Source organism: Sulfitobacter sp. AS92 (assembly GCF_038900015.1).
In the GTDB taxonomy this organism is placed as follows: domain Bacteria; phylum Pseudomonadota; class Alphaproteobacteria; order Rhodobacterales; family Rhodobacteraceae; genus Sulfitobacter.
On sequence record NZ_JBBMQL010000019.1, the window covers coordinates 42,111 to 52,816 of the forward strand.

Annotated in this window: 10 protein-coding genes; 5 read left to right on the forward strand and 5 right to left on the reverse strand. The window is 57.0% G+C overall.

What is annotated here, in order from left to right; genetic code table 11:
* Positions 1-7 precede the first annotated feature (7 nt).
* Genes WNY61_RS19090 through WNY61_RS19100 form a run of 3 tightly spaced genes read right to left on the reverse strand, consistent with a single transcriptional unit; the run spans position 8 to position 3,096 of the window.
* Positions 8-1,537 carry a tripartite tricarboxylate transporter permease gene (locus WNY61_RS19090; protein ID WP_342853028.1) on the reverse strand — a complete coding sequence of 510 codons (1,530 nt, stop codon included), beginning with the start codon at positions 1,535-1,537 and terminating at the stop codon, positions 8-10.
* Between the two features lie 48 nt (positions 1,538-1,585).
* Complete coding sequence (locus WNY61_RS19095) at positions 1,586-2,095, reverse strand: tripartite tricarboxylate transporter TctB family protein (protein ID WP_342853029.1); 510 nt, start codon at positions 2,093-2,095, stop codon at positions 1,586-1,588.
* An 11-nt stretch (positions 2,096-2,106) separates the two neighbouring features.
* The gene (locus WNY61_RS19100) at positions 2,107-3,096 is read right to left on the reverse strand and encodes a tripartite tricarboxylate transporter substrate-binding protein (RefSeq protein WP_342853030.1); all 990 of its coding nucleotides are present in this window, start codon (positions 3,094-3,096) and stop codon (positions 2,107-2,109) included.
* 381 nt (positions 3,097-3,477) lie between these two features.
* Here WNY61_RS19100 and WNY61_RS19105 point away from each other — a divergent pair, with 381 nt between their 5' ends.
* Genes WNY61_RS19105 through WNY61_RS19120 form a run of 4 tightly spaced genes read left to right on the forward strand, consistent with a single transcriptional unit; the run spans position 3,478 to position 7,565 of the window.
* Positions 3,478-4,206 carry an SDR family oxidoreductase gene (locus tag WNY61_RS19105; protein ID WP_342853037.1) on the forward strand — a complete coding sequence of 243 codons (729 nt, stop codon included), beginning with the start codon at positions 3,478-3,480 and terminating at the stop codon, positions 4,204-4,206.
* A gap of 40 nt (positions 4,207-4,246) precedes the next feature.
* On the forward strand, positions 4,247-5,329 hold the full coding sequence (locus tag WNY61_RS19110; protein WP_342853031.1) for an AbrB family transcriptional regulator: 1,083 nt from the start codon (positions 4,247-4,249) through the stop codon (positions 5,327-5,329).
* Entirely contained in the window at positions 5,326-6,441 is a 1,116-nt protein-coding gene (locus WNY61_RS19115; protein ID WP_342853032.1) for an enolase C-terminal domain-like protein, read from the forward strand. The genes WNY61_RS19110 and WNY61_RS19115 overlap by 4 nt, the downstream gene beginning before the upstream one ends.
* Complete coding sequence (locus tag WNY61_RS19120; RefSeq protein WP_342853033.1) at positions 6,438-7,565, forward strand: NAD(P)/FAD-dependent oxidoreductase; 1,128 nt, start codon at positions 6,438-6,440, stop codon at positions 7,563-7,565. The genes WNY61_RS19115 and WNY61_RS19120 overlap by 4 nt, the downstream gene beginning before the upstream one ends.
* Before the next feature lie 30 nt (positions 7,566-7,595).
* On the opposite strand, the gene WNY61_RS19125 is transcribed toward WNY61_RS19120, so the two are convergent.
* A complete protein-coding gene (locus tag WNY61_RS19125; RefSeq protein WP_342853034.1) occupies positions 7,596-7,856 on the reverse strand; it encodes a helix-turn-helix domain-containing protein in 261 nt (86 codons plus the stop codon).
* Between the two features lie 1,276 nt (positions 7,857-9,132).
* Positions 9,133-9,630 carry an acyloxyacyl hydrolase gene (locus WNY61_RS19130; RefSeq protein WP_342853035.1) on the reverse strand — a complete coding sequence of 166 codons (498 nt, stop codon included), beginning with the start codon at positions 9,628-9,630 and terminating at the stop codon, positions 9,133-9,135.
* 552 nt (positions 9,631-10,182) lie between these two features.
* Here WNY61_RS19130 and WNY61_RS19135 point away from each other — a divergent pair.
* Positions 10,183-10,308: a type II toxin-antitoxin system CcdA family antitoxin gene (locus WNY61_RS19135; protein ID WP_342853038.1), complete on the forward strand. Its 126-nt coding sequence runs from the start codon at positions 10,183-10,185 to the stop codon at positions 10,306-10,308.
* The last annotated feature ends 398 nt before the right edge of the window (positions 10,309-10,706 follow it).

A 10,706-nucleotide genomic window follows, 5' to 3' on the forward strand; every position in this document is an offset into this window, starting at 1 on the left:
GGTCGCCTTACGTCCCAGAGTTTTCCGCCGCCTTAAACCGGGACTTCCGGCCCACCCAATTTAGCATCGGTAGAAGCAACAAAAGAGCAACCGTTACGGCAATGATTATCAGCGAAGGCGTACGGTCAATGAAGATCATGAACGACCCGCGTGAGATTGTCAGGGTTTGCCTCAGGGCCTCTTCGGCTAGTGGTCCAAGAACCAGTGCCAGCACCAACGCTGCGGGGGAGAAGCCATAGAGCCGCATGAAGAAGCCTACGATCCCCGCCGCAAACATCAAATAGGTCTCAACAAAGCTGGCATGCACGCTGAACGTGCCGAGCGCGCAAATCACCACAATGCATGGCCCCAACACCCGATAAGGCACCTTGATCATCATCACGAACAGCGGGATGGCAAAGATCGAAATTGCCAAAAGCGCCATATTGCCGAGGTACATTGAAGCGATCAGGCCCCATGCGAATTCTGGGTTCTGCTCCATGAACAGGGGCCCCGGACGCAGACCCCAAAGCAAGAAGGCGGCCAACAGCACGGCGGTTGACGCTGAGCCAGGAATGCCAAGTGTCAGCAGCGGGATCATAGCCCCCGAAGAAGCGGCGTTGTTTGCGGTTTCCGGTGCCACCAGCCCGGCCATCTCGCCTTTGCCAAAATTCTCGGGTGTCTTCGACAGGGAGCGTTCGGTGGAATAGGCCATGAGCGATGCAATCGTGGCACCAGCACCGGGAATGACGCCCACCACAAATCCAAGCAGGGAGCAGCGTACCATTGTCATTCGGGTCGAGAGCCAGTCATGCGCAGTGGGCCAGAAGCGTTCTTCGGTATCGTATTGCACGATAGATCCTGTCCCGCTCCTATGGAGGCCTACAAAGAAGGCGTAGAACAGTTCGCCCAGTCCGAACAGGCCGATGGCGATGGGGATGAAGTAGATACCACCAATCAATTCTGCAGAACCAAAGGTATACCGCCCCCGGCCTGTCTCAAGATCAACGCCCACAGTGCCAAGGGCGAAACCAATCAGCGCAGAGATTACTCCGAGCTTCCAGTCTGTTCCGAGCATCACCAAAAGCGTTAACATGCCCATCAGTGCTAGCAAAAAGTACTCAGGCGGGCCGAAACTTCGGGAAACCTGGGCGAACATCGGCGCGAGGATCGTGATCAAGATCACCCCGACAGTACCACCAACAAACGAGGCAGCAGCCTGCATCACCAGCGCCGGCCCTGCACGCCCGTTCTTTGCGAGAGGGAAACCATCGAAGGTAGAGGCGACGGTGGCGCTTTCACCCGGCGTATTGAGCAGGATTGAGGTGATCGTGCCGCCGTACATGGCACCATAGTAGATCGCCGCCAACATCATGATGGCCCCAATCGGGTCCATGCCGAAGGTGACAGGCAAAAGGATCGCCAGACCGGCGGAAGGGCCGAACCCCGGGATGACACCGACGATCATCCCGACCATCGAGCCGATCAAGAGGTAGACGATGTTGATCGGGGTTATTGCGACCGAAAGCCCCATCAGCAGATCGGAAAAGATGTCCATAAAGGTCTCCCGAAGACACGGCAGACCGACTGGCCTGCCTTCAGATATTCAGATTGGAAGTTCGAAAAGCGCGGGAGGCATGCTCGCATTCAGCAGCTTGTCGAACAAAAGGTAGACGCATGTCGGGACGAGGACCGCAGTCACGGCGTTCCTGACGTACCGACCGCGGTCGAAATAGCTTAGGGCGATCCCTAAGAAGATCACTGTGGCCGGAAAACCGCCGAACAGACGCATCAGAACGCCATAGCCGAGGGCGAGCACAATGAGGACCACGACATCGCGCGTTTGCGGATGGTGTTCGTCGTCGTGGCTGTTTCGCAGCTCTTCGATCAGGGTCCACAGGGTAATGACAACTGCAGAAACCGCGATCACGCGCGGAAAGAACCCTGCGGCGAGACGCCCGGTGCGTGTCATGAATGGCAGATCTACGAAGGCCACGTAGCCGTAAAAAAGTGCTCCGGCCAAGATAACAAAGAGGAAGGCGATGCGCATGGTGCGAGGTGTCCTGTTGCCGCCGACACCGGCCGCGATGCACGCAGCGCGACCGGCAAGGTTCATGAGGCAGATTATCAGTCGATTGCGCCAACGTTTTTCAGCACCGTTTCGAAACCGTTCTTGGTGTTGGTAAGGAACTCACCGAACTCGTCCCCATACTTCACAGTTGGTGTGAGCGTATTGGACGTGATGTATTCCTCCCACTCGGGTGTCTCGACGACCTTTTTCATGGTCTCAATCCACCAATCTTGAGCCTCCTTTGGAGCGTTCGGCGGCAGGATAAGCCCCCGGGGCATCGAGACGCCGATATCAAAGCCAATGTCGGCCATGGTTGGCACGTCCCCGAGTGCGGCTGGTGTGCTTTGACCCGAGAAAACCAGCGGCCGCAGATCACCGGAGTCAATCAAGCCGAGGATTTCCCCGGGATTACCCACCATGGCGTCAAGCGCGTTCGACAGGAGCGCCGTCGTCTGCTCGGACATTGAGTTGAACGACACGTAGTCAAATTCGAACCCAGCCTTCTCCGCGAACAGCGTCGGCACGATGAAGTCCACGTTCACCGATCCGGTACCGCCGATATTAACGGGGTTTTCTTTGGCGTTGGCGATGAACTGGTCGATGGTTTCGATCTCGGATGAACCATTTACCACGAGAACCAGATCGTCGGTCGCGAGCAGCGCGACGGGGGTAAAGTCTTCAGGCTGCCAAGGCGTGTCGGCCTGCAGTGGTGTGGTCACGAAACTGCCCGAGGTGGTGGAAATGCCATAGCCTTCGCCATCTTGGCCATAAAGATAGCCCCAGCCTACTGCGCCGGACCCCCCGGCGCGGTTCTCGGCGGAAATGTCGCCCGGATACAAGTCGTGGGTTCTGAGAATTTCAATGATACTGCGGGCCATGATGTCATTGCCGCCGCCAGGTCCAAAAGCGATGGTCCAGTCAAGCGTTTCATCCGCGGATGGGTAGCTCTGCGCAGATGCCGGCGTGGCAAAAGTCAGTGACGTGGTTACGATGGCAGCCAGCGTTGTTGCGCCGACCCCTTTAATCTGAGTGATAGTGGTTTTCATATCCGACCTCCCTAGTCTCGGCTGAAAAATTCTGGCCCGCCGTCTCCTTCGGATTGGGCCGCTCACGTGGTTCCTTATTGATTGATGCGTCCGCTACGCCCCGCATTGTGCCAGAAGCGTTGCGCTACTGCCCTCCTCCCGTAAGGTAGAGATCCGTATCGCTGATACGCTACTAAAATCTCATCTCCCCCAACTTCAAAACACGACGCGGATTGCCAATTGTCAACATTATTTTGTTGAATGATGATAATTCAGGCAGTATTTGGAGATGGCGGGATACTCAGATGCCGGTTGTGAGCACCATCGCAAGACACTGTTCCCGTCACGGCGTCGTGTTTTGAAAACAGTAACTTGGAGGATAGGTGTTTGCACAATCAAAGGGTGCTGTCAGACCGTACTGCGTTCGTTTCAGGATCGGGAAAGAATATTGGGCGTGCCGTTGCGATCCGGCTCGCTGAGGCCGGAGCGAACGTTATCGTCAACGGCTCAACAGATCGAGACTCTTGTGAAAAGACCGCTGAGATGATCCGCGAAACTGGGGCCGAAGCGCTGGTTGTTATGGGCGATATGGGAACTGCGGCGGACGTTGAGCGGCTTTCTGTCGCCGCACTGGAGCGATTCGGGCGGGTGGACATCCTCGTTAACAACGCCGCGCGGCGGCCTCATAAGCCGTTCCTCGAATTGACCGACGACGACTGGAACCACGTGGTGGATGTATCGCTTACCGGCGCGTTCAGAACCGCGCGCGCATTTTTGCCGGGCATGGTCGAGGACGGCTGGGGGCGGATAATAAACTTTGCCGGGATGAAAGCGATGCGCGGCTATTTTGAGGGCGCACCGATCTCAGCGGCCAAGCACGGGGTCTGGGGTCTGACCAAAGCGCTGTCACGGGAATTCGCTGACAAGGGCATTACGGCGAATGTCATTTCGCCCGGTCAAATTCGCAACGACAGTGCCACAGAGGATGACACAGAACGTACCGCTTCAATCCCCGCCAGAATTATGGGGCGCCCGACGGATATTGCCGCCACCGTTGGCTTTCTCGCCTCGCCAGACGCGGCCTTTATCACCGGCCAGATGTTCGCCGTGAACGGCGGGGAAGAGACCTAAACCCGGTGGGGGATAGGCTGCCTGTTGGGTAAGGGGACCGATGAACGAAATTCCAGAAAGCGCACGCAAGATTGCAACGGTCCTCCTGGGCCTCATCGGCGCGGTCGCATTTTGGACAATCGGGCTACCGCTGCCGTTTTTGTTCGGGCCGCTCGTGGTATGCCTCGTGGCCGCGCTGGCACGGTTGCCCATCTCAAGCCCGAAGTTTCTGGGCAAAATCATGCGCAATGTGCTCGGCGTGGCAATCGGTGCGTCAATCACGCCTGAGGTTATCGACCGGCTACCGCAGATGGCCGCGTCCCTAGCGCTCGTACCAGTCTCTGTGATCGTTACCGCGATGATCGGCGTGCCCTTCTTTCGCCGTGTCTTTGGCTTTGATGCGGTGACTGCATGGTACGCGTCGATGCCCGGGGGCCTGCAAGAGATGGTGACATTTGGCGAGGAGGCGGGCGGGAACGTCCGCGCGCTCACACTGATCCATGCAACGCGGTTGCTTCTTATTGTGCTGATCGCACCGGCGGTGCTGACGCAACTGTTCGGAGCCGAACTCGATCGACCGATTGGCGACCCTGCCGCCAAACTGCCTCTTCAAGAGATGGTGATAATGGCGATTGCAGCCGTTGCTGGCTGGCAGATCGCTGAACGCATCGGCATGTTCGGAGCGTCGATCCTTGGCCCGATGCTGCTCGCGGCCGCCCTGTCGCTGGGTGGCGTGCTTAACCACCGCCCACCGGCTGAGGCCATTTTGGCCGCACAGATGTTTATCGGTATCGCTCTCGGTGCGGGCTATGTCGGGGTTACCATAGCCGAGCTCCGCAAAGTCGTTTTGGCCGGGTTGATTTTCGTCGTGATCGTCGCCGGGGTCGCCACTGCCTTCGCGGAAACGGTGATCTTTTTTAATCTTGCGCCGCCGCAAGATGGGTTTCTCGCTTTTGCACCTGCCGGGCAGGCTGAGATGGCGGTGATTGCCATCGTTGTGGGTGCCGATCTGGGCTACGTGGTCATCCATCACTTGACCAGGGTGTTCTTGGTCATCATCGGCGCACCCATCGCATCGCGGCTCTTGGGGGTCGAGGGCCGCGATGGGGCAAAGGCCACCCCCCGCAGGGGCAAGCGGAAATGAGCGGTTCGGTGGACATTCAGGCGACGGTACATAGCCCTGAGGCTATGCCAGGCGACCCATTGCCCTATGCCGGGCCCGATAGTTTTACATTTGTGCGGGTCGTCATCAGAGACGAGACCGGATTGCACGGCGAAGGTTTCACTGGCCGCTTCCTTGCACAGGAAGTAGCGCATTTCCTTAACAACAGCGTTGCCGAGGCGCTCTCTGCCGGGGCCCCGTGCGATCCCGCTGCGTTGATGCGGCGTTTCAACCCACGCAACATGACCGGCGTGGTGGTATCCGCGTTCTCTGCGCTTGAGATCGCGTTCACTGACCTTGAGGCCAAACGACAGGGGGTTAGCGTTGCGCGGCTGCTGGGTGGCGCACGCACGGCCGCGCCTGTGCATGTGACTTGCGGCTTTCCTGCCCTCGACACCGACGCGCTTGTTGCAGCCTGCGCGAGTGAGGTCGCCGCCGGTGCGCCGGGGGTGAAGGTCTTGATCGCTGCAAAAGGGCGGTCTGTGGCTGAGGACGTGGCGCGGCTGCGCGCGGTGCGCGAGGCCATTGGAAGCGCCGAGCTGATCGCAGATGCCAACTGCGGCATGGATGAGGCGACCGCCCGGGCCTTTGTGCGAACCGCCGCTGACCTCGACCTTGCTTGGCTGGAAGAGCCGGTACGCGGCAATGACCGGCGCGCACTTGCTCGGCTTGCGGCGCTCAATATCATGCCCATCGGGGCCGGCCAGATGGAGCAGGACGCAGACCGCTTTGCTCTATTGGCCGAGGCCGGTGTCACAGTATTGCAGCCTAATGCGGTCTTTGCCGGGGGCCTCCGGGCTGCAGCCATGCTGGCGGAGAATGGCAGAAGATTAGGTTGCGCAATTAGCCCCGCTGGGGGGTGGGACCTGGTTAACCTGCATTGGATGTGTGGCGCGTCGTCCACTGGCGCGGTGGAACTTCACCGTGCGCAGTCGCGCATCGCTCGGCTGCTGCTCGGTGCGCCGCCGGTTCTTTCCAACGGAGCGCTTCACGTTCCTGATCGCCCGGGGCTAGGGCTAAACCCAGACGAAGAAGCGCTTGAGCGCTGCCAGCTTCTACTGCCGGGTAACGAAAGTAGAAGGAGTGCGCCATGACAAACTGGGATTTTGACACAGTGGTGATTGGTGCCGGTGTTATCGGCATATCAGTGGCCGCTGCCATAGCGGCCCGAGGGCAATCAGTTCTGGTGATGGAAGCGGGTAACCACCCTGGCGAGGAAACCTCGGCGCGCAACAGCGAGGTGATCCATGCGGGGCTCTACTACCCGACCGGTTCCCTTAAGCACCGTTTTTGCACTGCTGGACGGCGGATGCTTTACGATTACATGGACCGCTCGGGGATCGCCTACATGAAAAGCGGCAAGCTTATTGTCGCGACTTCCGACGCCGAGGAGGAGCAACTCACCGCAATTCTGGCCCTTGGCACGGTCAATGAAGTTGAGGGGTTAGAAAGGATTTCCGGCGCCCAAATGGCCCGTTTAGAACCAGCGCTTTTGGCTCAGTCCGCTCTAAGGTCTCGCGAAACAGGAATATTTGACAGTCACGGCTTTCTGCAATGCCAACTCGCCGTACTTGAGGCCCACGGTGGCCTTCTGGTTCTGCGTACGCCTTTCGAGGCCGCCGAAGCCCTTGCTTCAGGCTTCCGCGTGCGAACAGGCGGCAGCGATCCGACAGCGTTTACGACGCGCCGATTGGTGAATGCCGCTGGCCTTTGGGCGCCGGATATCGCCCACAGCATCGAGGGTATGCCGAAAGAAGCCGTGCCCGAACAATGGCTTGCAAAAGGTTCCTACTTTCGCCTCACCGGACGCGCTCCGTTTTCACATCTGATCTACCCGGTGCCAGTCGACGGCGGACTTGGCGTGCATGCAACTTTTGATCTTGGCGGGGCGGTGCGGTTTGGGCCTGATGTTGAGTGGCTCCCGCGTGGAACAAAGCCTAGTGAAGTGAACTATAACGTCGACCTGATGCGTAAAGAGGCGTTTGAGGTCGCCATCCGCCGCTATTGGCCGGACCTGCCCCCGGGCCGGCTGGAGCCAGACTACAGCGGAGTTCGACCAAAGTTAAGAGGCCCGGACGAAGGGTTCTATGACTTCGATCTGCAGACCGAAGAGACGCATGGCATCTCTGGCCTAGTGAACCTTTTCGGGTTTGAGAGCCCCGGTTTGACATCGTCTCTGGCTATTGCCGATGCGGTCGCAATCGATATGATGCCGTAGCGAGAAAGAACGAAGACGGAAAACAAAGGCTTAGGTATTCGATCGTTTGGCTTGATGATGCGACCCCTTTTTATCAGGCTTAGAAGGTAGCGTTATGGACGCCACAACGCCAAAATAACCGACAACTTCTGGCATCTCAGCATCTGTGAAATGATTGCGCCGGAGTTCGCGGAAAATGGTTGATCTGTTACGCCCAAGGCGCTCTGCGATCACATCAACGCTGACTTTGGCTGCGCGCCACGTCCCGATCTTGCGTCTTTCTTCTAGGTCCAGCTGCTTGTAAGGTCTCATTGTTCTATTTCCTTTTGAGTGCCAACAGGCTGTTATCACTCAAAAGTCGTAAGTCAGGGTAGCGCGAACCTCTCCTAGTTTCTGGTTTTTAGCCACAAAGAAACCCACCCACCTTTACCTATAAGACTGCGGTGCCGGGCGGCCACCTGTCAGGAGACATGAAGCCGCCGCGGTACGCAAGCGTCCGACCTGAGTCAAGCTCACGGCGTTCCTGGAGGGTCGCATCAGACACACGCGGGCGGCGGCGCGAAACAGGGGCTGATGCCTCCTCTGGAACTGGCTCGTCCAGTTGACGACCACGTTTGACTTCGGATTTCAGGACCTCCAGCGCCTTCTGTCCTATCTGGCGTTCAGGCTCCCGGACAGCCCTACGTTTTCATTCTGGTCCTATATCTGTTGCACGCCTTGCGCGGTAAGCTGTTAGATGGTTGTCGCGTACAATTTTCGACATGCTTTCGAACGCGCGCCAATTATTGGTAGACATACCTCCGCGGGTAACGGCTTTCACCTCATCGCCGATCTCCGCTAACCTTGCGAGAAGCGGCGAAGCCTTTTCCGTGACCTGGACCATTCTGATGCGCCGGTCATTTGGGTTGGGACTTCGACATACTAACTCTGCAGCTTCAAGATTTCCCAAGACCCTTGTAACGCTCATTGGGCCAAAGCCACTGATATCGGCTAGATCGTTCTGGCTCAGAGGGCCAAAGCGCGCAATATTCGCCAACGTTCGTGCCTCGCCTGGGGTAATACCTAGCGCTGCATCGCTTACTCTGTGCTCAAACTCTGCGCGTAACAAGCGGCCGATATCGAGCAGGAGGAAGAAGGAGGTGTCGGAATCTATAGGTTGCTGCACGTGTCGCCCTTATCTGTTTAAGGAGGTTTGTACTAAGCCAAGTTTAACAGTTCAAGCTGCTGGCTTCGCGTCACCTTCTGAAGGCAATTTGAATATTTTGGGATGGAGAGGGCGGTGGACCGTTCATCGGTAAAGTCGACGCGAGTGCTTTGGCTGGCGCCCGGAACAGATTACGCTGCGCTTAAAACTGGGTTTGCCTCTAAATCCGCCCTTGAAGACGCGACCACGTCAAACTCTGGGGCGGAAAACACCGCATTAAGCTCTCGCCCAGCTGATCAACAGGATATCCATGAACGCGTTGCGGCGACCGGTTCAATCTGACGCAGCTGACATCGCAACGTTTCAGATAGACCTCGACCGTCCTGTCCGGGCGCTTTGCGGACGGGTTCCATGCCGCACCGTCGGTGGGCACTTTTGCGTCATTTAGAAGCTCCGCGCATAACGGAGCATGATAGATTCTTTGCCGGGGCGCTCATTTTTCAGATCGCCATCCAGGAGGTGGTCGATTGTTATGGAAATGCGGTTGCCGTTTTTGAGCGTGACGCCACCCCCGAGACTGGACCGAAACAGGACAGGGTCAGCTTTTTTGCCAAGAAGCGTCCCCTGGTGGTATCCGCCGACCGCAAAGCTGGCTTCCAAGAAGGCTTTTTTATTGTTTAATGGTGCAAATGCATGCACCCCAAAGCCGATAAAATGATTGTTGGTTGTATCGAGCTTGGCGGTTGCCATCCAGGAAAACTGGCTCCAGTTTTGCGTATGGAACGGGTCGGAGTGATACTCGAGCAGTACGGCCGCGGCTTCTTTGCGGACATTGTCCAGCAGGTCAGCGCCGCCAAGGCCGAATACCCATTCGTCGGCGGCCGCCGCCTGGGTGCTCCCAAGAGATGTGAAACATGCAAAAAATAGGGGTCTCAGGACCATACTAAATACTTTCTCAGCGTAAAATTAACATCATATTTAATACCGCATTGTGATAGGCGGGACGGTGGGACCCTATATCCTTCCTGGCGCGGAATAGTCGAGACTTCTATGGAATTGACTCTCACGGTTGGTCTTGAAGGTGCCTTGTTAGGGTGCGGGAACTGACTGCGGTGCCTGGGTCGGCGCTCGCTGACCTGGTTGGGTTTTTGAGTGGAGATCGAGACGCAATGAAGCGGGCCTTTGGTCTCCGCAGGAGCGGCGTTTCGGGCGCTGATCCACGCGCGGGGGATGGAGGATATGGCGGTGTTGCGGGCTTGTTGGGGATGTGTTGTGCGCCTTGGCGGCCGTGGCTTATAGACGGTAGGACGGATCATCAGTGCGCATAGATCATGCCCATAATTGACGCACATACCGTCAAGGCGTACTCTGTCTTTAGGAGGCCGACCCATGACTTGGCCTACACGAAAGCCAACAACTCTGTTGTAGGACGGTAATTTACTTACTCAAGCTAAAGCATTGAAGGTGAACCTATCTCGCGCAGCAGAGGATGGCGTGCGAGCAGCGGTATCTGTTGCCAAAGCAAATCAATGGAAAGCTGAGAATACTGCGGCAATTCGAAGTTCCAATGAATATGTCGACAAACATGGGCTGGCGCTCGACAGATACCGTCAATTTTGATGGCAAAGTATGACGTCTTTCCCAACCCGTCTGGGGATGGTTATCTTTTGGATGTGCAAACGGTTCTTTTGAGCGATCTCAACACCAGGGACGTCATACCTTTGCTGCCTTAGGCTAGGGCACCAAAACCTGCAACCAGGCTTAGCCCGGTTTTTGCTTTTGAAGATCAACCAGTCGTTATGGTAACGATAGTTTATGGCGGCGGTACCAAGTGGCATTCTCAAGGTCTCAGTTGGAAAACTCGATGAAGAGTTTGAGCAGATCACATCTGCGATTGATATTCTTAGTTTTTGAGCGATCGACCTATAATTTTCGGCCCTTATATACCATAAGACTGATTATTGGTTTTTCTTTTGTAGCCGGGCGCGCGCTATCCCCAAGTGCGAATTCTGTATTAA